General features: G+C 68.9%; 20 protein-coding genes. 4 read left to right on the plus strand and 16 right to left on the minus strand.

Features of this window, described 5'->3' with window-relative positions; all coding sequences use genetic code 11:
- Positions 1 to 16: 16 nt before the first annotated feature.
- The 8 genes from ITP53_RS05870 to ITP53_RS05900 form a co-directional block, all read right to left on the minus strand.
- Positions 17 to 1822 (minus strand): ferritin-like domain-containing protein, encoded by a 1806-nt coding sequence (locus ITP53_RS05870; protein ID WP_195894255.1) that lies wholly within the window; start codon positions 1820 to 1822, stop codon positions 17 to 19.
- A 39-nt stretch (positions 1823 to 1861) separates the two neighbouring features.
- Positions 1862 to 2104, minus strand: a complete 243-nt coding sequence (locus ITP53_RS05875; protein WP_195894256.1) for a hypothetical protein — start codon at positions 2102 to 2104, stop codon at positions 1862 to 1864.
- Positions 2105 to 2238: 134 nt separating this feature from the next.
- Positions 2239 to 2994, minus strand: a complete 756-nt coding sequence (locus ITP53_RS05880; protein ID WP_195894257.1) for an SDR family oxidoreductase — start codon at positions 2992 to 2994, stop codon at positions 2239 to 2241.
- A gap of 139 nt (positions 2995 to 3133) precedes the next feature.
- On the minus strand, positions 3134 to 3679 hold the full coding sequence (locus tag ITP53_RS05885) for a universal stress protein (protein WP_328814093.1): 546 nt from the start codon (positions 3677 to 3679) through the stop codon (positions 3134 to 3136).
- A gap of 70 nt (positions 3680 to 3749) precedes the next feature.
- A complete protein-coding gene (locus ITP53_RS60970) occupies positions 3750 to 3947 on the minus strand; it encodes a hypothetical protein (RefSeq protein ID WP_407941217.1) in 198 nt (65 codons plus the stop codon).
- The gene (locus ITP53_RS05890; protein WP_207755570.1) at positions 3922 to 5478 is read right to left on the minus strand and encodes an FAD-dependent oxidoreductase; all 1557 of its coding nucleotides are present in this window, start codon (positions 5476 to 5478) and stop codon (positions 3922 to 3924) included. The genes ITP53_RS60970 and ITP53_RS05890 overlap by 26 nt, the downstream gene beginning before the upstream one ends.
- Positions 5479 to 5565: 87 nt before the next feature.
- Complete coding sequence (locus ITP53_RS05895; protein WP_207755571.1) at positions 5566 to 6807, minus strand: low temperature requirement protein A; 1242 nt, start codon at positions 6805 to 6807, stop codon at positions 5566 to 5568.
- 72 nt (positions 6808 to 6879) lie between these two features.
- The gene (locus tag ITP53_RS05900; protein ID WP_207755572.1) at positions 6880 to 7503 is read right to left on the minus strand and encodes a GNAT family N-acetyltransferase; all 624 of its coding nucleotides are present in this window, start codon (positions 7501 to 7503) and stop codon (positions 6880 to 6882) included.
- Between the two features lie 215 nt (positions 7504 to 7718).
- Between ITP53_RS05900 and ITP53_RS55845 the strand changes: the two genes are divergently transcribed.
- From ITP53_RS55845 to ITP53_RS05915, 3 genes are all read left to right on the plus strand, one after another.
- Positions 7719 to 8486: a hypothetical protein gene (locus tag ITP53_RS55845; RefSeq protein ID WP_207755573.1), complete on the plus strand. Its 768-nt coding sequence runs from the start codon at positions 7719 to 7721 to the stop codon at positions 8484 to 8486.
- A gap of 7 nt (positions 8487 to 8493) precedes the next feature.
- A complete protein-coding gene (locus ITP53_RS05910) occupies positions 8494 to 8808 on the plus strand; it encodes a hypothetical protein (protein WP_195894258.1) in 315 nt (104 codons plus the stop codon).
- Between the two features lie 136 nt (positions 8809 to 8944).
- Positions 8945 to 10519, plus strand: coding sequence for an FAD-binding oxidoreductase (locus ITP53_RS05915; RefSeq protein ID WP_195894259.1), 1575 nt, complete (start codon positions 8945 to 8947; stop codon positions 10517 to 10519).
- Between the two features lie 14 nt (positions 10520 to 10533).
- Here the strand turns inward: ITP53_RS05915 and ITP53_RS05920 are convergent, their stop codons facing one another.
- From ITP53_RS05920 to ITP53_RS05940, 5 genes are all read right to left on the minus strand, one after another.
- Positions 10534 to 11463, minus strand: coding sequence for a ferritin-like domain-containing protein (locus ITP53_RS05920; RefSeq protein ID WP_195894260.1), 930 nt, complete (start codon positions 11461 to 11463; stop codon positions 10534 to 10536).
- A gap of 31 nt (positions 11464 to 11494) precedes the next feature.
- Positions 11495 to 12097 carry a gluconate 2-dehydrogenase subunit 3 family protein gene (locus tag ITP53_RS05925; RefSeq protein ID WP_195894261.1) on the minus strand — a complete coding sequence of 201 codons (603 nt, stop codon included), beginning with the start codon at positions 12095 to 12097 and terminating at the stop codon, positions 11495 to 11497.
- Positions 12094 to 13788, minus strand: coding sequence for a GMC oxidoreductase (locus ITP53_RS05930; RefSeq protein ID WP_195894262.1), 1695 nt, complete (start codon positions 13786 to 13788; stop codon positions 12094 to 12096). The genes ITP53_RS05925 and ITP53_RS05930 overlap by 4 nt, the downstream gene beginning before the upstream one ends.
- A 130-nt stretch (positions 13789 to 13918) precedes the next feature.
- On the minus strand, positions 13919 to 14413 hold the full coding sequence (locus ITP53_RS05935) for a hypothetical protein (protein WP_195894263.1): 495 nt from the start codon (positions 14411 to 14413) through the stop codon (positions 13919 to 13921).
- Positions 14414 to 14508: 95 nt separating this feature from the next.
- Positions 14509 to 15498 carry an ArsR/SmtB family transcription factor gene (locus tag ITP53_RS05940; protein WP_195894264.1) on the minus strand — a complete coding sequence of 330 codons (990 nt, stop codon included), beginning with the start codon at positions 15496 to 15498 and terminating at the stop codon, positions 14509 to 14511.
- Positions 15499 to 15564: 66 nt separating this feature from the next.
- Here ITP53_RS05940 and ITP53_RS05945 point away from each other — a divergent pair, with 66 nt between their 5' ends.
- Complete coding sequence (locus ITP53_RS05945) at positions 15565 to 16770, plus strand: MFS transporter (protein ID WP_195894265.1); 1206 nt, start codon at positions 15565 to 15567, stop codon at positions 16768 to 16770.
- Positions 16771 to 16814: 44 nt separating this feature from the next.
- On the opposite strand, the gene ITP53_RS05950 is transcribed toward ITP53_RS05945, so the two are convergent.
- The 3 genes from ITP53_RS05950 to ITP53_RS05960 are packed head-to-tail and all read right to left on the minus strand — an operon-like array spanning position 16815 to position 20564.
- Entirely contained in the window at positions 16815 to 17738 is a 924-nt protein-coding gene (locus tag ITP53_RS05950) for a succinylglutamate desuccinylase/aspartoacylase family protein (protein WP_195894266.1), read from the minus strand.
- Entirely contained in the window at positions 17735 to 19453 is a 1719-nt protein-coding gene (locus ITP53_RS05955) for an ABC transporter permease subunit (protein ID WP_195894267.1), read from the minus strand. The genes ITP53_RS05950 and ITP53_RS05955 overlap by 4 nt, the downstream gene beginning before the upstream one ends.
- A gap of 13 nt (positions 19454 to 19466) precedes the next feature.
- Entirely contained in the window at positions 19467 to 20564 is a 1098-nt protein-coding gene (locus ITP53_RS05960; RefSeq protein WP_195894268.1) for an ABC transporter substrate-binding protein, read from the minus strand.
- Positions 20565 to 20571 lie beyond the last annotated feature (7 nt).

The following is a 20571-nucleotide window of genomic DNA, read 5'->3' on the forward strand; positions in this document are numbered from 1 at the left end:
CCCTTTTCTTGATGAATCAGCGGCCGGCGGATGCGCCGTCCGCCTCCCCCGGGTGGACGGGCTGACCTGGTGGCTCCTCGTGGAAGCCGATCTCCCTGTGGGTCCCGTCGCACAGCGGTTTGTTGCCGGAGTGGCCGCAGCGGCACAGCGTCATCCTGTTGCGGATCTCCAGCGGCCGGCCGTCCGCCCGCAGGACCGGCACCCGGCCGGTGACCCACAGCGAGCTGGCCAGTCCGTCCTCTTCCTCCAGGACCGAGATGGCCTGCGGAAGGTCCGGCTCGATCGTGTCGCCGCCGCGTCGGAGTGCGTAGCTGTAGGAGCCGGAGGGACAGTGGTCGATCCGGCCCATGACGTTGGAGCGCACGTCGCTGTCGCCGGTGTCGGCGAGCATCGCGGCGATCGGCCTGGTGCGTCCGATGCAGAAGGCGGCGTGGATGCACAGCTCACCCACCCGTTGGGCCGAGATCCCCACGCCGTCGTGCACGTGCTGCAGTTCCTTGTACGGCCGCACGTCCGCCGACTCCGTGCCATCGAACCCGATCACGGCGTGGGTCCCGTCGCAGAACGGTTTGGAGCCCGAGTGGCCGCAGCGGCACAGCGCGTAGGTGTCCTCGGTCTCCAGGGGCTCGCCCGTCTTCCAGGTCAGCGCGCTGTTCTCCCCGTTCTCCGCAGACACGATCTTGTGTTTGCGCCTGAGCGGGACGCCGCCGTACACGACGTACGGGCCGTCGCGCAGCACGACGATCCGCTGCCGGTCGCCCACGCTCCACCGGCGCAGTTCTGGGGCCACGTAGTCGAAGGTGGGGCCGGCCGTGGTGCCGTCTTCTTCGGGCATCGCCATCAGGGCCTGGGCCTGGGCCTTGAGCGCGTACATGGTGCCGGTGGCGACCGCGAGCAGCTTCGGGCTGCCGTTGAAGGCCCGCTCGAGCAGGTGCAGCACGGCGCAGTAGGTGTGGTTGAACTCCTCCTGCGCCGTACGGATCGCGCCATGGTCGGACAGACGGGGGTTGCGCCGCATCGGACGTACGCCGGCCAGATCCACGGAAACGGCCTCACCCGTGGGCCCGGACTGCGGGGTGTCACCACGCCGGTACCGCCGGCCGATGCTGAGCTCCTGGAAGCGGTAGTAGTGCGCGACCTCGTCCCGCTCGGGGTGGAAGACGTCCTGGTCACCGTCCCAGACCTCGCCACGGGCGCTGCCTTCGCCCTGTTCGACGATCTCCTCAAGCGCCGCGAGCGCCGAGTCCAGACCGTCGACGGCGAACAGTCGCCCGGCGGTGTGCCGGAAGTGGCCGGCGCTCACCTGGCGCGCGGGATCGCCGGAGAAGACCGCCCGCTCACCGAGCCGGTCGCACAGGTGGCGCAGTCCTTGTTCGATCGCGTCGTAGAACTGCCCGATCGTCTCGTAGTCGTCGCCCTCCGCCGGGGCGCCGGGGGGCGCCGGCCGTTCGAGACGCAGGAACATCTCGAGTGCTTCCGCGCCGAACGGAACGAGCGACAGTTCCAGGGAGCGGTCACCGTGGGGCAGAGACCGGGGGTGCCGCGGCAGCATCCGCGGCGTGTCGAGTCGCGGCCGGCCGCCGACGGCGTTGAGCAGGTTCGCGGCCAGCGCCAGGTGCAGCATCTCCTCGGCGAAGACGCTGCCCACCACCTCGACGGCCTCCGGGTTGCGTTCCGGGTCGAGCGAGTACAGCGCGCACAGGTACGGCGGCAGGGTTGCGTGTTCCAACTCGATCGCCCACTGCAGGTGCTCACGAAGGCTGTCGAGCGTCGCGATCGGTGCCGGCGCGACGGCGCTCCCGTGCTGTTCTGGGTGGTTCATGCTGTCTCGCTTCGGTTCTCGAAGGGCTCCTTGGGGGCTTCAGGCATTTCCTGGGCGATGATCGTCCGGCCCGTGCTCGCCCTCCAGCACCTCGACCGCGTCGAGCAGGCCACGCAGGCCGATCTCCTCGCGTTCGACGTCGGTCGGATCGAACAGCCACTCCGTGACCGGCAGGCCGACCTCCTCCTCCGGGTGGCTCGACTCGGCCAGGGTCACTTCCGCCTCGACCTCGATCTTGAGCTCGTACAGGAAGTCGTCGTTCTCGCCGCTCGAAGCGCTCATCTTTTCTCCATACGTGGCTCGGGTGGACGTTCGACGTGGCTCGGGTGGACGTTCGACGTGGCTCGGGTGGACGTTCGGCCAAGCCGCCGCGACAGGTCCAAGCTCCTGAAACGTCTTTCGCGACGGAGCCAGGACTACTTCCTGACCGCGGTCCGGCCGGGCCAGTCGCTGTAGCGGATCCGGCCGAGGATCGCGTCGTCGCCCGGCACCAGCGTCCGCTCGTCCAGCTCGGCCCCGAAGTAGCGCGCGTGCGGGTCCGCGACCACCTGACGCGAGTCGCCCCAGCCGGCCAGGGCGAGCCGGAAGAACGCGTCCATCCGGAACTGCTCGGGCCCGGCCACCTCGACCCTCCCGTTCAACGGCGAGCCCACCGCGACCCGGCCGACCGCCTGGGCGACCTCCTCCCCCGCGATGGGCTGGAAGAGCACCGGCGCGATCCGGACCGTGCCGGCGTCCGTGGCCCCGTCGGCGATGCTGTGGGCGAACTCGAAGAACTGCGTCGCGTGCACGATCGAGAACGGGATCGACGACTTCTCGATCAGCGCCTCCTGAGCGATCTTCGCCCGGAAGTAGTCGCTCCCTGACAGCCACTCGGTGCCCACCACCGACAGCGCGACGTGGTGACCGACACCGGCCGCGGCCTCCGCGGCGAGCAGGTTGCCGGTGGAGGTCTCGAAGAACTCCAGCACCGCGGCGTCCTCGAAGGACGGCGAGTTCGACACGTCGACCACCACGGACGCGCCGGCCAGGGCCTCGGCGAGCCCTTCTCCCGTGAGGGTGTTGACGCCGGTGTCGGGTGCCGCCGCCACCGCCTCGTGGCCGTGCTCACCGAGCTTCGTGACGAGCTTCGACCCGATCAGGCCGGTCCCCCCGACTACCACGATCTTCATGGCTGACCCCTTTCTGTCCTCCGGGGCACCTGTTGCCGACCGGTCGCCAGCTAAGACAGGACGGCCGCCAAGCTTGTGACAGTTGCCGCGAAATTCTTTTTGAGACTGCGGAGGTTTTGAGGCTGCGGAAACCGTCGGATCAAGATGTCTGCTGGATGATCGCCACCGGGCAGGCGGCGTGGTGCAGGACGGCCTGGCTGACCGAGCCGTGCATCAGCGCGCTGAGCTCGTGGCGGTGGTGAGAGCCGACAACGAGCAGGGACGCCTGCGACGCCGCGCGCATCAGCGCCTTGCCCGGGTGGCCGGTGAGAGACTCCTGGACGATCGTGACCGCGGGCAGGCGCTCCCGCCACAGGGCCAGGGTGCGCTCGGTCAGGGCCGAGCGACTCGGGTCGGCTGATCCGTCGGCGCTGACATGCGCCAGCGTCAGGGCGTTCGCGGTCCGGGCGGCGTACGGGAACGCGAAGGCGAGCAGAGCCTCGCTCTCGCCATGGCCGGCGATATGGCCGGCGATGCCCACCACGACAGGCCCGCGCGGCGTGCCAGGCCCGCGCACGACGACGACAGGGCAGGCGGCCTCGGTCCCGAGCCGGGCGCCCACCGATCCCAGCAGCAGGCCGCCGACCTCGCCGAGCCCGCGGCTGCCCACGACGAGAAGCTCTGCCTGGCGAGAGCGGTGCAGCAGTGCGGTGACTGGTGGTCATGGCAACCGCCGTCGGGGCCTCCGACGGCGTACAGGGTGGTGTGGAATCCGACTACTCGACGAGCTTGCCGACGCTTGAGACCTCGCGCATGAGCGCCGCGATCTCGGTGGGGATCGGCGGGATGGCCTCCCTCCCCACCGCCCCTGGACCGGACCACACGAGGTTGACCCGCAGTGCGGGGTCGAGGTCGGGGTAGTCGGAGCGGTTGTGGCAGCCGCGGGTCTCACGACGCTCGAGTGCGGTCTCGATCGTCGCGCGCGGCGAGCGCCGCGGACTTCAGGTCGAAGGCGTGGGCCAGGTCCTGGAAGCCGGCGAGGTCCGGGTGCACGCCGACGTTTGCCATGCGCGCCTCCACGTCGGTGAGCTCGGCGAGGCCCTTCAGCAGACTGCCCTCGTCGCGCACCACACCGGCATGCTCGGTCATGACGTCGCGGAGGGCTCGTTGCAGTGAACGTACGTTCTCGGGGCCGTCGGCCGCGAGGCTCTCGTCCACCTCCGCCCGTGCCGCGTCCAACGCCTCGGCCGAGCGGCGCTGGGCGTCGAGGCCCGCGGAATACCCGGCGGCCGCCTGTCCGACGATGCGGCCGAACACGAGGAGCTCGATGAGTGAGTTGCCGCCGAGGCGGTTCGCGCCGTGCAGGCCGCTCGCCGCCTCGCCGATCGCGTACAAGCCGTCGACTCCCGTACCGTGATCCTCAGGCCGCACCCAGACCCCGCCCATCGAGTAGTGCGCGGTCGGTGCGATCTCGATCGGCTGCTTGGTGATGTCGAGCATCTGCAGTTCCAGGAGCGTCTGGTAGACGCGAGGCAACCGCGTCATGATCGTCTCGCGCGGCAGATGCGACACATCAAGCCAAACGCCGCCGTCCGGGGTGCCCCGCCCTTCTTTGATCTCCGTGTACGCCGCCAGCGCGACGCGGTCACGCGTGGACAACTCCATCCGCTCGGGGTCGTACCGGGACATGAACCGCTCACCGAGCTGGTTGCGCAGGATTCCGCCCTCGCCCCGAGCCGCTTCGGAAACGAGGGTGCCCGCCGCGTCTTCCGGCGCGATGAGACCGGACGGGTGGAACTGCACCAGCTCGGGATCGCGGATCCGGCAGCCGGCGAGGACGGCGAGGCGAAACGAGTCGCCCGTGTTCTCGTCCCGCCGGGAGGAGGTGCGCCGCCAGATCCGCGTGTGGCCGCCGGCGGCCAGGATCACCGCATCGGCATGGATGACATAGCGGCTGCCATCGGTCAGGTCGAACCCGTACGCGCCGAAGACCGCGTTGTCGCGGACGAGGAGGCGGGTGATGTACACGGTGTCGAGAATGGGGACGTCGAGCTGCGCCGCCCGGTTGATCAGGGTGCGTTGGATCTCGAGTCCGGTGTAGTCGCCGGCGAAGGCGGTGCGCCGGTAGGTGTGGGCGCCGAAGAAGCGCTGCGAGATTCGCCCGTCCTGCTCGCGGGCGAACGGCATGCCGTAGCGCTGGAGGTCTTCGATGCCCCGCGCGGCTCCCTCGGTGACGATCCGCACCGTCCGGGGGTTGGCGAGAAGGTAGCTCTCCTTGAGGGTGTCCGCCGCGTGCTGTCGCCAGCTGTCCTCGGGGTCCATCGTGGCGAGCGCGGCGTTGATGCCGCCTGCCGCGAGCGAGGTGTGCGCGTCCGCCTTCGGGCGCTTGCCCACCGCGAGGACGCCGACTCCGCGCTCGGCGAGCTCGATCGCGGCCCGCAGCCCGGCTCCTCCCGTACCGATGACCAGGACCGACGTGGCGATCCGTTTCTCCGAAAAGTGCATGCTGCTCCTTCGACCGCATCACAAAAGCGATTCAGGAAGGACGACCGGGCAGCGGCGTGTTTTGTGACATCCCTCGCGGGACCGGCGTTACTTCACGGCTCGCCGGAGCTTGGGAGTCCGGGGCCACGACAACCCCTCGGCATGGGTCACGATCGTGACGGCGACCAGCAGGGCGCAGATGACCGCGATCGCCGCGACCACGGCGGCCACGCCGATCTGGGACGCCGCGAGCGGCAGCAGCAGGATGACGGTGACGCAACCCAGAACCGCACCGAAATGGACGACACGCTCCGTGACGACGAGCGCGTGTACCGCCCAAAGCAGGATGAGATACAGACCGACCGGGATGGCGACGGCGTAGCCGATCGCCATCGGTGACGCCTCCGCCTCGTGCGCACTCTGCTCGACCGCGGCTTCGAGCCCGGCGCCGAGGGCCGCGAGGGCCGCGAAGATGCCGTAATGGCCGTATCCCCACAGATAGGACCGATGACGACGGTCACTGAGCCCTTCCCCAGCCTGTACGAGGAAGTACAGCCACCAGTGGGCGAACAGCAGGCCGAGGCCGGAGACGGCGATGACGACGAAGGAGCTGCCGATCTGACCGGCTTCGAGCGCCCCTTCGACCCCCCTGCTCGCGGCGAGGACGCCCTCACCGAGCAGAATGATCGTGAAGAGGCCGTAACGTTCGGCGATGTGGTGCGGGTGCCAGTTGGTGGTCCTGGTCCGTTCCGCCCACCGCGGCACCGCGAGTTCCAGAACGACCAGGCAGGCGAAGAATGGCAGCGCGGACCACGAGGGCAAGACGCCGGACTCCACGAGGAGGAAGCGGAGGATCCACCCCACCTGCATGAGGCTGATGCCGGCGGCGTAGCGCAGCGCGGTGCGGCGCCTCTCCGGATCTTCGAGACCGGCCCGCAGCCATTGGACGACGAGCCCGAGCCTCATGATGACGTAGCCCAGCGTGACGACGGCGTAGTCCGAGTGACCGAACGCGGCCGGCACACCGGCGGCCAGCACCAGCACGCCGGCCATCTGCACCATGGTCAGCAGCCGGTAGGCGACGTCGTCGGTGTCGTAGGACGAGGCGAACCAGGTGAAGTTCATCCACGCCCACCAGATCGCGAAGAACACCTGAAGGAACGGGACCAGCCCGGCCAGGCCATGACCGTCCGCGATGCTGTGCGCGAGCTGAGCGGTGGCCGCCGCGACCGCGACCACGAAGGTGAGGTCGAACAGCAGCTCGAGCTGGCTCGCGGTGCGGTGCGGCTCGTCGATGGGACGAGCGCTCATCCGTACGCGGATCCGGATCGTGGTGCCGGCTGGGGGCAAGGTCGCGCTCCTGTCATTTCGTGAGTCCCTGGTCTGAAAGACAGCGAAGCACGCCGATCTGTGACAACGACGCTACGGCGCTTCGCTTCCCATCCGCAGGGTGTAGCGCATCTTCTCCACGCCGGTCGCGCCCAAGCGGTCATAGAACCGGATCGCGCCCGTGTTCCAGGCGGGAGTGTTCCACTGCACCTCTTCCACTCCGAGGGCGCGGGCCTCGGCGACGACCGCCTCGAAGAGCAGCCCGCCGAGCCCCTGTCCACGGTGGTCGGCACGCAGGTAGAGACAATCCAGGTGAAGGTACGTTCTCCCCCGCCAGGTGGCGAACTCGGGCGCGCACGTGGCGTATCCGGCCAGTTGTCCTAGTCGTGCCCCGTGGCGTCCGGCCAGACTGACGTCGAAGGAGCAGCCGGTCAGGACCTGGGTCTCCTCGCCGTCATGGCGCAGCGCCGCACGCAGGGCCGTACGCAGGGCACGCGCGCGGGCGAGATCGGCATCCGTCACTGCTTCGGGGTCGGCCAGATCGTGCTCCCGCAGCCAGCGTCCCAGGTCGGCGGGTGTGGCGAGGCCGTCGTGTGCCTCGAGCCGGCGGCCGTGGGCGGTGAAGGTGCGCAGGTCCTCGGTGTTGACGTACTGATGGATCAACGCGATGCCGGGCGGCAGGCCGGTGACGTCCTCAGGGCTGTTGGGCGGGAGCATGGCGGATGCCGGCGTGTCCAGCGCTCATATCCTCTCCTCGAAGTGGGCTCGCAGGTAGGCGTCCAGGTCGGGGCCCGCGGGATCGGCGAGCACATGCCGAAGCCACGCCCGCCGCTCGAAGTCGGTGACGGCCAGCTCCCACACGCAGCCGATGGCCGCGCTCGGTGAGGGCTCAGCTCCTCGGGCCGATCCAGCGGCGCGGAGAACAGCCGCTGATGGATCTCGTTCTCGCCGGACCACCAGTCCACCAGCGCGAAGCAGTAGTCGGCGGCGTCGTGCGCGACGGCGAAGGCGACGCCATAGCGATCGCCGGCGTGCGGAGGGGACGGCAGCGCCGATGCCGCGACCTTCGTGGTGGCGGTCATGAGGGCGTCACGAGGGCCGTCGTCTCGCGCAAGGGGGCCGGTCCCGCTCCGGACTTTCGCGTCCAGGCGGTGGCGGCAATGGCGGAAATCAAAACCACCGGCACTTGGCGCAAGGGTGGTGCCCACTTTTTCGGAAAACCCTCACGATTGCTTACCGTATTATTCCACTACCCACTGCTATCGTCGGCTGATCGAGTCGCGAGAATGACGGGGGACGCGTTGAGCGCAATAGTTCGGATCGCGGTGATCATCATGTTCAGTTGCGGCGCGCTGCTGACGGCGACCAGCGCATCTGCAGCCGAAGAACCCACGGACAACACCTCCCTGATCCAACGTCTGGTAGGCGCCGACCTCGGGACCGTCATCAGGGCATTGCCCGGCGTTTTCTGCGGAAACCGCCTGATCGCCTACAACTCACCCTCGCCCAATTCGCCCACGAAGTGCGTCAACGGCCCCGAGGACAGCGGAAACTCGACAAACAGCGGGAATTACCATAATGAAGGTAACGCAATCAACAGCGGCAACTTCTCCAACACCAACGGCTCCACCGGAAGCAGTAACAATTCGAACGGCGGAAACACCGCCAACGGACCTCAGCACGTTTCCCCGGCCGGGTGAGCGGGCGATGAGGAGCTTGCTACGGAAGGCCGGAGTGACCGCGGCGTATCTCGGACTGATGCTGACGGCGGTCGTGCTGTCCACACCATTGCTCGAATGCGCCTCCGTGGCCGCGGTTCAGGCCGGGCACGACAAGTTCAAGGACCGGGGCAACCTCTGGAAGAGCGGCAACTACCGCGTTCGCGGGCGCCAGGTGAACAGCGGCAACTGGGACAACGCCAACGCGGCCATAAACAGCGACTTCAGCATCAACGGCAGTAACTTCGCCAACGGACCGCAGTACATCCTGAACCGCGAGGGCATCTCCAAGCTGGCGCATTAAGGGGCGTGCGATCCCCGGCGCACCATTCCAGCGCCGGGGATCCCCCCGTACGGCAAGTCCGAAGTTGAACGTCCACGGCAGCCCGGGGACGGCGTTCTCGCCGGGCCGTCCGTGCTCCGACGCGAAAGGCTCGACGATGGTGCATCACTCAGGGGCCAAGATCGGGCCCGACGATCCTCGCTACGATCCGCTCCGCCGCGGTTTCAACCCCCGGTGGCTGGCCGCCAGGCCCGACTACATCCGCCTTCCCCGCAGCGGCGACGAGGTCGCGCGCGCGTTGCAGGAGGCGCTCGACGAACCCGCGCTCCCGGAGAGGTCACGCATCACGGTCCGGTCCGGCGGTCACTGCTATGAGGACTTCGTCTGCTCCCCCGACGTACGAGTGATCATCGACCTGTCCCTGATGGACGGCGTCCACGCCGACGAGACCACGGGCGACGTATGCATGGAGGCAGGCGTCACCATCGGGCAGCTCTACAAGAAGCTGTACCAGGCCACCGGCAGGGCGCTGCCCGGTGGCTCGTGCCCCTCGGTCGGGCTCGGCGGGCACGTGGCAGGCGGCGGCTTCGGCCTGCTGTCCCGCCAGTACGGCCTCACCGTCGACTACCTCCACGCGGTCGAGGTCGCCGTCGTCAACGGGAGCGGCAGGGTGGAGCTGGTCACCGCCACCAGGGACGACGCCGACCCCGACCTCAAGGACCTGTGGTGGGCGCACACGGGTGGCGGCGGGGGCAACTTCGGCATCGTCACCCGGATGTGGTTCCGTGACCTGCCCCAGGCGCCCAAGCGCGTCCTGCTCGCCACCGGAGGCTGGAAATGGGCGGACATCGACGAGAGCCGGTTCCGGCAAATCGTCGGCAACTTCGGCGCCTTCTTCGAGCAACACCAGGGCGGCCCCGGCGACGAGTACGCCGACCTGTTCGCCATCCTCCTGCTGAGCCACCCGAGCAGCTCCCAGATCGGCCTGATCGCGCAGATCGACGCCGAGGTCCCGGACGCCGAAGAACTGATCAGGAACTTCGAGCGGGAGATCAACCAGGGTGTCGGACAGGTGCTGCACCCGCTGACCGAGGCGCTCGGCGAGTACGCCGCCTTCGCCGTCAGCGAGGCGTTCGGCGAGCGTGCGGCCGCCACCACCGACGAGAGACTCGGCCGTGCGCGGGAGATCCCGACGCTGCCCTGGACGGTCGTCAGCAAGGTCGTCGGCGCTCCGACGCCCAACAACAGAGCCGGCAAGCACAAGTCGGCCTACATGCGCAGGCCACTGCCCAGGAACCAGGTCACCGCACTGTGGCGGGGCCTGACCGAGGACAGTAAGACGCCCAGGGACGCGGTGGTGCAGATCGACTCCTACGGCTCCGCCGTCAACCGGGTGCGGCCAGAGGAGACCGCCGTGGCACAGCGAGACTCCATCATGAAGCTGCAGCACCAGGTCTACTGGCCGGCGGACCAGGACGGCACCGACCACCTGCGCTGGATCCGCACCCTGTACCGGAACATGTACCCCGGCGGAGTGCCCGTCCCGGACGAGACCACCGACGGATGCTTCATCAACTATCCGGACATCGACCTCAGCGACCCCGCATGGAACACCTCCGGAGTCCCGTGGTCCACCCTCTACTACGGCGGCAACTACCCCCGGCTGCGACGCGCCAAGCGGCGCTGGGACCCGCGCAACGTCTTCCGCCACGGCCAGTCCATCGAGCCCTGACGCCGGGCCACCGCCTACGCGCGCGCCTCCGCCCAGGTGAACTCCGGGCGGATGCCGCGTTTGATGAGAGCCTGCCCGGCGATCTTCAGCTCGAACATCGCCGGCACGTTCGGCGCCGCCCCCGACGTCCAGCAGGACTCCAGGTCGGTCAGCAGCCGGGTCAGAATGCGCCGGAACTCCAGCGACAGTTCCGGCTCCGCCGTCGAAGGCTCGAAGTGGTACACCTCGGGCAGGGTGATGGGCGCGCCGGTGAAGCTCCACTCATCACCGGTCTTGATCAGCCGCCTGCCTACGTACAGCTCCTTGTACAGGTAGTAATGCGCGTGGCTCGTTCGCTCACCGGTGGGCGAGCCGGGCGAATCGGGCAGGCCCTCCCCCTCGCTCTTGATCCGGTCGATCGTCTCGATCGCGTCGGCGACGGTCCTGATCGGCCCCGCGAAGGGGACCTCCACCGCGTGGGCGTCCGGATCGATCCCGGGACAGGTCTCTCTGAACGTCTCGATGATCGTGTCGTAGAAGGCGCCGATCGTCGGCGGCGGTGGCGTCTCCAGGCGGGCGACGGGGGGAAAGTCCGGGTGCTCGATCTGCATGAACACCGCGATCTGGTCCTTGACCAGCGGCTTGAGGTCGATCGGCAGCTGCTGCGGGATGCCGCCTGGGAGCTCGTTCGCCGGGTAGACGGGCAGGAAGTCCGCGTGGGCCACCGACGGTGTGCCGCCGACCGCCGTCAGCAGGTTCCCCGCCAGCGCGAAGTGGTACATCTCCTGGCTGACCACCCGATGCACCACGCCCTCGGTACGGTCGGGATCATGCTTGACCGACCATTGCGCGCACAGATACGGCGGGATCGTGGCGAACTCCAGCCTCATCGCGAGCCGCAACGCGCCCTTGAGGTCGTCCGGCGAGAGGATGCGCGCCTCGACGTACTCCCTGAGTGTCTTCATCGGGGGAGTCCCCGTCATCACCGGCTTCATGTCACAACCCGAGCTTCCTGAGTTCGTCGTCGATGATCGATCGGGCCTCGGGCGAGACGCCCGGGAAGGCGAGGAGCGGCACGTTGCCGTGATAGCCGATGGCCGGGAACCCCGCGTCGGAGGTGAAGTAGCCGCCGACCACCAGATAGCGGAGCCTGACGAAGAACGCCCACCGGACTGCCGCGGCAGGGGACGCGATGAAATGGACGATCTCCCGCCGCCGGGCGTCGTCGAGGTCGAGGAAGCCGGCGCCGAAGCGTCGGCGCGACTCGTCGTCGACTATCGCGAGGCCGTCCTTGATGACGGTTCGGTGGGCCGGGTGGGGTTTGTACGGAGCGCTGACCCAGTCGTCGATGAAGTCGGCGATTCCCATCGCGCTCGGCGCCGGATGGTCGGCGGTGCCCGGCAGGATGATGTCACCGAGCACCGCGATCAGCGCCCGCTCGTGCTCCGACAGCGTGCGCGGCCACGGCGTGTGCGGGGTGACGACGTTGGGATCGGTGCCGTAGCCCTGCGGTGTCCCACGGCCGGCGGGCATCCCGTCCCGGTACATCGTCTCCCGCCACTCCCAGCTCACCGGGGCCGCGAGGTTCTCGCTGGTCACAGCGCGCCTCCCTTGATCAGATCGAGAATGCGGGCCGAGCCCCGCGCCGCCAGGGCCATGATCGTCAATGTGGGGCCCTTGTCCGGGCTCGACACGAACGAGGCGCCGTCGAAGACGAACACGTTCCGCGCCTCCCAGCACTGGTTGTAGGAGTCGAGCACGGAGTTCTCCGGGGACGTCCCCATGCGCGCGCCGCCGACCTCATGGACCGCCCCACCGGGGCGTGGCATCTTGAACGGAGCCGGATCCGGTGCGCCTCCGAGCAGCTGGAACACCTTGTCGAAGGTGGCCTGCATGTGCTTGGCCTGCCGGATCTCCGACTCCCCCCACTTCCAATGGAAGCGCAGCACCGGAACGCCCCACTTGTCCTTGTACGTGGGGTCGAGCTCGCAGAACGAGTCCTCGTTCGGGATCATCTCGCCCTCGCCTATGAGGGTGACGAAGGAGCCGAACTTCCGCCGGACCTCCGCGCGCAGGGCGTCGCCGTAGGTCGCGCTCCCGGCGTGAACGTAGCCCCCGACGCTCATGGTGGGCATCCTGCGCCCCCCTCGCGGCTCGATGCGATACCCGCGCGGGAAGTCGAGCTCGCCCGGGGCCGCCTGCAGCAGCCACCACGGCACGTAGATGTGCGGCGCGAAGATGCCGTCGTCGTTCTGCGGTGGAATGTTCTCCAGCATGGGAATCCGCGAGTCCCGGTTGAACTCCACGCTGTCCATGAGGTACTTGCCGACGAGACCCCGGCCGTTGCCGAGGCCGTTGGGGAAGGCGTCGCTTCGCGAATTGAGTAGGATGCGCACGGACGAGCACGTTCCCGCCGCCAGCACCACCACCCTCCCCGGCACCGAATGCTCGGCCCCGGTCACGCGGTCGTTGTAGCTGACCCCGGTCGCGCGTCCGGTCTCGTCGACATCGATCCGCGACACCATGGCGTCGCACACGACAGTGAGATTGCCGGTGGCGCGGGCGGGTGGAATGAGCACGGTCGTGCTCTGGAAGTTGGATCGGCTGGAGCATCCGCGGATGCACGGGGTCGCGTACAGGCAGGCCGCACGACCGTTCAACGGCTGGGTCAGGATGGCCGCGCGGATCGCCGCCACCTTCATGCCCAGTCGCTCGAACGCCCGGCTGAGGACGATCTCGTGCGCGCGCGGCGTCGGGGGCGGGAGGTGGACTCCCGGCGGGGAGTCTGGCACGTTCTCGATTCCGTGCGGCAGCCCGGTCACGCCGATGAAGCTTTCGACCTTGTCGTACCAGGGCGCCAGATCGGTGTATTCGATCGGCCAGTCGAAACCCAGTCCGTCCCGCGTCTTCGGTTTGAAGTCGTACGGTCCGAAGCGCAGGGCGACCCGGCCCCAATGGTTGGTACGGCCCCCCAGCATCCTCGGCCGCCACCAGTAGAATTCAAGATCGGGAGGCGTCCCGGGCGCGTCGGTGTACGGCTCGCCCTCGATCACCTGACCGCCGTCAACGGTGGCGTCGTAGAACCCGTTGGGCTTGTCCGGCGTCAAGACGGACCGCAGCGGCGCGATCTCCTGTGTGTGGAACATCGGCGTTTCCGTCCCGGGGTCGTAGTCCCGGCCCGCCTCCAGCATCAGGACGCGAAGGCCCTCCCGTGACAGCTCGTACGCGGCCATTCCCCCGGCCGCCCCAGAACCGACGACGATGACATCGAACGCCGTTGTGCCCGACACGTCGCCTCCCTCCCACCCGATCCGACTCGCGATGAGTTTTCCCAGGTCAGAGGGGTTAATACGTCCTAATTGTTTTGCCGATTCATAGCACGAGACCGGCCGTCGGCGCCTGTCGCGGGGGGAATGACGGTCAATACGGCGGATCTTCGGCCAGGCATTCCCGCAGCAGTACGAATCCGGGCATGGTCTCCGCCGGTTGCACGCCGACGTCGAAGATCTGCGGGTCCTCGAAGACGGGCTCTCCGTTCGGGCGGCGTACGTAGGCGACCCGTCCGTAGTCCACGCCGTCCTCGCGGTCGAAGCTCATCCAGGTGATGGCCTCCTGTTCCCCCTCCCGGAGGGGATCGTCGGAGACCGGCCGTACGGCGATGGTGCTCGGCGGCTTGAACAGCCACACCTGCGGAACGGCCAGCACCCACCGGACGACGCCGATCTCCTGGGCCTTCTCCGCCGCCCCGATCTCGAACGCTGCCGCCGCCACGGGGTCGCGCAGGTAGCCGGGATCGCTCAGCACGAGCCTGCTCGTGCCCTCCATGGCGACGACGGCCGGGAACTCCCGGGCCACGATGCTCTCCTCCAAGCGCTCCACCACGTCGAACAGCAGACGCGCGGTCGCCTCGTTCATGTCGCCTCCGACCACCTCGCTCAGCATTGCCCTGCCGCACCAGCGTTTCAGAAACCGCCGCTCACAGGCCCAAGACTCGCAGAGCCCGGCCGGCCTTACGTGGTCGTCCCGCTGAGGGAAGCCCCGAGAGCAGTCGTCATATACAGGACATTGCGCCCAGATCGCTCGCGCGCCACCAGCCTGCTCTCCCGCAGCACGCGGAGGTGCTGTGACACCGCGCTGGGCGTGACACCGAGCGCACGAGCCAGCTCCGTCGTCGTCGCGGGGGACCGCAGTGCCTCGATCAGTTCGGCTCGCACCCTGCCGAGCAACCGGACCGCGCTCCCCGCGGGCGCCCGCGTCCCCGCGGTCCACAACGTCCCGAGGCCCCGTGCCGGGTAGCGCACCGTGGTCTGCGTGGACGTCCGCTTCTTGATCAGCACGTACGGCGAGCCGAGAGCGACGGGCATGAGGACCAGCCCGCCAGGACCGAGCTCCACGACGCGCTCGGCCCGCCAGCGCGCTTCGGTAAGCCTCAGCCGGCCATCGCCCCAGTGCAGATCCGGATGCAGGTCGGTGAACAACTTCTGGGCACCGCCGGCGGCCATCTGCTTGGCGCGATAGATGACGTCCGCATCGAGCACGGCCCGGATCCGTGGCCAATGTGGTGCGATGAGCCGGTCATGGGCCGCGCGCAGTTCCGCGGCGATCGCACGCAGTCCTGCCGCCGGCCGCTCGGCGAGCGCGGCGACCGGGTCAGGGAGTTCTTCGCCGAACACGCGCCGGAGGCTGATACGTACTTGAGCGGCAGGTGTCCTTCGCAACGTCGCCAGGTCGTCCTCGATGGATCCCCCCGAGCCGGACGGGGCGGGAACGAGGAACCCCGGCCAGCTCGGCCGGTCGCCGACGATCAGCGGCCACGTATGCGGGAGGTCGAGTGGGTGCCTGGCCAGCTCGTCCGCCGCCCACCGCAGCCACCGCAGGTTGATCGGATTCCGATCAAGACCGCCCAGCTGCTGCAGGGCGGACACGGTCTCCGACAGCGGCGAGATCGCGAACCGGGTCGCCGCCAGCTCGGCGACGCCGAGATCGATCTTCAGAGCCATGGGCTGATTATGTAGCAATGGTCTAAATGCTGCCGTGACGGTGCCCCCGCGCCGGAAGATCACGACATGACGCAGAGCGACACCGAACCACGATTGACCGCGAGCTACTGGCGGTTGTGGTGGGCGACGGGTATCAACAGTGTCGGTGACGGGGCGTTCGCCGCGGCTGTTCCGCTGCTGGCCGTCACGGTCACCCGCGACCCCCGGCTCGTGTCGCTCGTGTCGGCGGCGACGTACCTGCCCTGGTTGCTGCTGTCACTCCCCGCCGGGGCGCTCGTCGACCGGCACGACCGCGTCGGCCTCATGTGGCGCGCGCAGGCGATCCAGGCGTTGATCGTCGGCGTCGTCGCGGTCCTCGCCGCACTGGGCCACGTCGGCATCCCGGTGCTCGCGATCATGGCCTTCTCGCTGGGGGCGTGCGCGGTCGTCTTCGCCAACGCCGCGCAGGCGGTGTTGCCGGACATCATCGCGAAGCCCCTGCTGCACAAGGCGAACGGCCATCAGCAGACGATCACCACGATCGGCCTGCAGTTCGCGGGACCACCGCTCGGCAGCCTGCTCTTCGCCGTCGCCGTCGCGCTGCCGTTCGGGATGGACGCCGGTTCGTTCGCCCTGTCCGCCGCGCTGCTGGCGACACTCCCCAGGCGCGGGCCCCGGCGGATCGAGCACCCACCGATGCGTACGGCGATCGCGGACGGCCTGCGCTGGCTGGCCCGTCACCGGCTGCTGCGCACCCTCGCGCTCCTGCTCGGTGTCAACACCTTCTGCTGGCAACTCGGCAACGTCACACTCGTCCTGCTGGCGACCCAGACGTTGCACCTCGACGCGCCCGGTTACGGCCTGCTGCTCGCCGGCGCCGCGATCGGCAGCCTGCTCGGCGGCCTGGTGAGCGCGCGCATCGTCAAGAGGACGGGCGCGCTCCCCGCACTGCTCACCGCGCTGGCCACGAACGTCGTCGTCTTCGCCGGGATCGGGCTGAGTCCGAACGCGATCGTGCTCTGCGCCCTGCTGGCCGTCAACGGCTTCCTGACCACGCTCTGGAGCGTCGTGACCGTCAGCCTCCGGCAGGAGATCGTGCCGGCCGAGCTGCTCGGCCGGGTGAACAGCGTCTACAGGATGCTCGGGTGGGGACTCATCCCGCTCGGGGCGCTGGCCGGCGGGCTGGTGGCGCACGCGTTCGGGTTGCGCGCGCCGTACCCCGTCGCGGGGGTGCTGCGCGGAATCGCCCTGCTGGTCGCGATGCCCGCGCTGGTCCGTGCCATGCGTGACTGAATCGGGAGCGAGGCCCGAGGGCCTCGCCACGATGTCCGACGCGCTCAGGCCGGCTTGGCGCCGGCGCCGTCGGCGACCATGAAGCCGTAGTCGCCGGGGGCGACGTTGGTCAGGTGCTCGCGGCCGAGGATCAAAATGCTCGGCTCGTACGGCGCGACGATCTCCTCGAGCACCTCGAAGGTGTGCGGGCTGATGATCTTGGCGAGGACCGTGCCCTTGGGGAGGCGTTCGCCGAGTCGTTCGACCCCGAAGTCCGACAGCATCGTGCCGCCGACGGTCGGCGCGAGCGTGGTCAGCGTCTCGACGATCACCTGGTCCTCCGGCGGCGCCACCGGCTCGCCGGGCAGCATGCCGACGGTGCGCAGGACGTTCAGCGTGCCGTCGACGCCCTTCCTCAGGTAGTCCTCGATGCGCTGGCCCCCGCCGCCGAGCTCGCTGACCATGCAGCGCACGCCCTTCTCCAGCGCCCAGCCGGTGGCCGACCCGATGTAGGGGTGACCGTGGTAGAGCACGGACGTGCCGTACGCCCGCGACATCTCGGCTCCCGCGTCGTGGATGTAGGCGTACTCCACGGTGGCGAAGTTGCCGCCGGAGTGGAAGTCGATGAAGTAGTCGGCGCCTTCCAGGATCTCGCTCAGCACCGCGGCGAGCTGCTCGGTGACGGTGCCGCCCCGGTTGCCGGGGAAGATGCGGTTGAGGTTGACGCCGTCGAGCGGCGTGTTGCGGGTCAGCGCCTGGTGCGCGTACGGGTTGGCCACGGGGACCGCGACGATGGTGCCGGCGAGCTGGGCCGGGTCGATGCTCTCCAGGAGGCGGCGGACCGTCTCCGACCCCATCGGCTCGTCGCCGTGGATGCCGCCGAACATCACCATGCGCGGGCCCTCGGACGCGCCTCGCAAAGTGTGCACGGTCAGTTCCAGGCGGTGCCCGCCGGCCAGTGTGGTCACGGGGATCTGTGCGACGGTCATACGGAGGATCCTTCCTTCGCTTTCTCTACGGACTCTGCGGGTGCGGGTGCGGGGGAGTTGGTCAGGGAGGAGAACACGCCGGAGCGGGCCAGCAGCACCGCCACGATGGCGGCGATCGCCAGCGCGGCGACGATGAGCAGGGTGGACAGCGCGGCCAGCGTCGGGTCCTGGAACTTCTGCATGTAGACGAACATCCAGACCGGCAGCGTGTTCTGGTCGGGGGAGAGCAGGAAGACGGTCATGTCGACCTCGTCGAAGCTCACCACGAACGCGAACAGCGCGGCGGCGATCAGCGCGGGCCTGATCTGCGGCAGCGTGGCCAGGCGGAAGGCCCGCAGCGGGGCGGCGCCCAGGTCCTTGGCGGCGGAGTCCAGCGTGGAGTCGGCCCGCATCAGCGCCGCGGTCACCACGATGACGACGAACGGCAGCACGATCACCGTGTGGGTCACGATGAGCCCGATCGTCCCGCCGAACAGGCCCAGCCGGTGCAGGTAGATGAACCCGGCGAAACCGAAGGCCACCTTGGGCACGACGGTGGGCGACAACACGAACGACTGCAGCAGCCCGCTGCCCGGCATGCGGTGCCGGACCAGCGACACCGCGACGGCCGTGCCGATCACCAGGGCCAGGATCGTGGCCATGATGGCCACCTCCAGGCTCAGCAGCGTCGCCGCGCCCAGACCTTCCTGCTCGAAGAGGTTGGCGTACCACTTGGCCGACAACGACGGTGGCGGCCAGGTGCCGTACGAGACGGACGAGAACGAGTTGATCATGATGATGACCAGCGGCAGCAGCACGTACGCGTAGACGATCGCCAGCCAGACGCCCCAGCCGCGCGCCCCGGCGGGCGCCGCGCCCGCCGCCGTCACCCCGCCCTGCTCGGCTCGCGCGGTACGGCGCTGCAGCCAGCCGAAGACGCCCAGCGCGACGACGGCCAGCGCCAGCAGCGCGTACGACGAGACCGCCGCCAGCGGCCAGTCCACGTTGTTGACGTTGTCGTAGATGTCGGTGGCCAGCACGTTCACCCGGCCGCCGCCGAGCAGGCTGGGCGTGGCGAACGAGCTGATCGACAGCGCGAACACCAGTTGCGCACCGCCGAGCAGGCCGGGCCAGGTCAGCGGCAGCGTGACCTTCACGAAGCGCCGGAACGAGCCCGCGCCCAGGTCCCCCGCCGCCTCGCCGAACGCCGGGTCGAGCTGCCCGAGTGACTGGATGATCGGGAACACCATGAACGGCAGCAGGATGTGCACCAGCGCGATCACCACGGCGGTGCGCTCGTAGAGCACCTCCACCGGCCCGAGTCCGGCCACCCCGAGCACGCTGTTGAGCACTCCGCTGTCGCCCAGCATGAGCTCCCAGCCGTAGGTGCGGGACACGACGCTGGTCAGCAGGGGCGCGAAGATGATGAACAGCCCCGCGTACCGCCAGGCGGGACGCCGTATCCGATGCAGGGCGTAGGCCGTGGGGTAGCCGACGACCGCGGCGACGACCGTGGTGATCAGGCCGAGCAGGACCGTCTCGCCGACGATCCCCCAGTGGTAGCCGCCGGTCAGGAACGTCTGCCAGGTGACGGTGGTGCCCGCGATGTCGGTGCCGTCGGGCAGGTACTGGTGGAAGCTGTATTCGAGCAGGGTGAGCATGGCCCCGACGAACACCCCGGCCAGCAGGACGACGCTGGGCGCCGCCATCAGCCAGGCCGTACGATGTCTCCGCATGTCGTCGCGCCCCTCAGATGCGCGAGGCGATGTCGGTTTCCCAGCGCTTCTGCCACTCGGCGTTGTTACGCCCGACGATGCCGTAGTCGATCTCCTGGAAACCGTCGCTGGTCGCCTTGGCGAAGGCGGGCAGCGCGGCCAGGCTCCGCGGCAGCTCCGCCTTGGTGTTGGCGGGCACCTCCACGCTCGTCTCCGCCCAGCGGGCGCACCACTTGGGTGAGAGCATCTCGTTGATGATGTCGTGGATGGCTTCGAGCTGGCTCTGCGACTGGCCCTCGACGGCCTGGAGGTTGACCGGCAGCGGGATCGCGCCCTCCTTGGGCACGACGTACGTCAGCGGGGCGCCGGAGTTGATCCACTGCTGCCCGGTGCCGGCGAAGTACGCGGTCAGCGGCGCGGTGCCGTTGCTCAGCACGTTGAGGTACTGCGGATTGGATTCCACCAGCAGCCGGATCTGCTGGGCCTCGCGCTTCCACAGCTCCCAGCCGGGCTCCATGTTGTCCAGTCCGCCGCCGTTCAGCTTGGCGGCCATGTAGACGGCGTACCAGGGGAAGGAGAAGAACGAGACCTGGCCCTGGTAGGCGCGGTTCCAGAGGTCGGCCCAGGAGCCGGACACCTGGGGGAGCTTCTGCTTGTTGTAGAGCAGGCCGAGCTGGTCGATGCCGATGCCGATCCCGATGCCGTCCTGGTAGCGGAAGCGCTCGTCGATGTCCGCGGCGTTGCTCATGGACGCGTAGTCGAGCTTGGTGAACATCTTGTCGTCGGCGCCCTGGGTGGAGGTCTGGGCGTTGAAGAAGCCGAAGTTGACCAGCGGCTGGTCGGGGGCGGCCTTCTTCTGCGCGAGCATCTTGGTGTAGCCGACGGAGTTCGACTGCTCGTAGACCTTGATCTCCACGCTCTTGTGTGAGGCCATGTACTCCTTGGCGAACTCCTTGGGCATCTTGCCCAGGTCGCCGCCGAGGAAGGCGAACATGGTCAGCGTGAGCTTGCCGTCCTTGGACGCGGACGGCGCGGCGGACTTCGGGGATACGCTGCCGCAGGCCGCGGCGAGGGTCATCCCCGCCGCTCCGGCCGCGGTGCCGAGGAACCGGCGCCGCGAGATATCCGTCATTTCGATC

Origin of the sequence: Nonomuraea cypriaca (assembly GCF_015645445.1) — a bacterium.
Lineage (GTDB): Bacteria > Actinomycetota > Actinomycetes > Streptosporangiales > Streptosporangiaceae > Nonomuraea > Nonomuraea cypriaca.

Coding starts and splice junctions, on each gene's coding strand:
- ITP53_RS05870 (WP_195894255.1), bottom strand. CDS start 1,822: ATGAACCACCCAGAACAGCACGGGAGCGCCGTCGCGCCGGCACCGATC.
- ITP53_RS05875 (WP_195894256.1), bottom strand. CDS start 2,104: ATGAGCGCTTCGAGCGGCGAGAACGACGACTTCCTGTACGAGCTCAAG.
- ITP53_RS05880 (WP_195894257.1), bottom strand. CDS start 2,994: ATGAAGATCGTGGTAGTCGGGGGGACCGGCCTGATCGGGTCGAAGCTC.
- ITP53_RS05890 (WP_207755570.1), bottom strand. CDS start 5,478: ATGCACTTTTCGGAGAAACGGATCGCCACGTCGGTCCTGGTCATCGGT.
- ITP53_RS05900 (WP_207755572.1), bottom strand. CDS start 7,503: ATGCTCCCGCCCAACAGCCCTGAGGACGTCACCGGCCTGCCGCCCGGC.
- ITP53_RS55845 (WP_207755573.1), top strand. CDS start 7,719: ATGGATCTCGTTCTCGCCGGACCACCAGTCCACCAGCGCGAAGCAGTA.
- ITP53_RS05910 (WP_195894258.1), top strand. CDS start 8,494: ATGAGGAGCTTGCTACGGAAGGCCGGAGTGACCGCGGCGTATCTCGGA.
- ITP53_RS05915 (WP_195894259.1), top strand. CDS start 8,945: ATGGTGCATCACTCAGGGGCCAAGATCGGGCCCGACGATCCTCGCTAC.
- ITP53_RS05920 (WP_195894260.1), bottom strand. CDS start 11,463: ATGAAGACACTCAGGGAGTACGTCGAGGCGCGCATCCTCTCGCCGGAC.
- ITP53_RS05935 (WP_195894263.1), bottom strand. CDS start 14,413: ATGAACGAGGCGACCGCGCGTCTGCTGTTCGACGTGGTGGAGCGCTTG.
- ITP53_RS05940 (WP_195894264.1), bottom strand. CDS start 15,498: ATGGCTCTGAAGATCGATCTCGGCGTCGCCGAGCTGGCGGCGACCCGG.
- ITP53_RS05945 (WP_195894265.1), top strand. CDS start 15,565: ATGACGCAGAGCGACACCGAACCACGATTGACCGCGAGCTACTGGCGG.
- ITP53_RS05950 (WP_195894266.1), bottom strand. CDS start 17,738: ATGACCGTCGCACAGATCCCCGTGACCACACTGGCCGGCGGGCACCGC.
- ITP53_RS05955 (WP_195894267.1), bottom strand. CDS start 19,453: ATGCGGAGACATCGTACGGCCTGGCTGATGGCGGCGCCCAGCGTCGTC.
- ITP53_RS05960 (WP_195894268.1), bottom strand. CDS start 20,564: ATGACGGATATCTCGCGGCGCCGGTTCCTCGGCACCGCGGCCGGAGCG.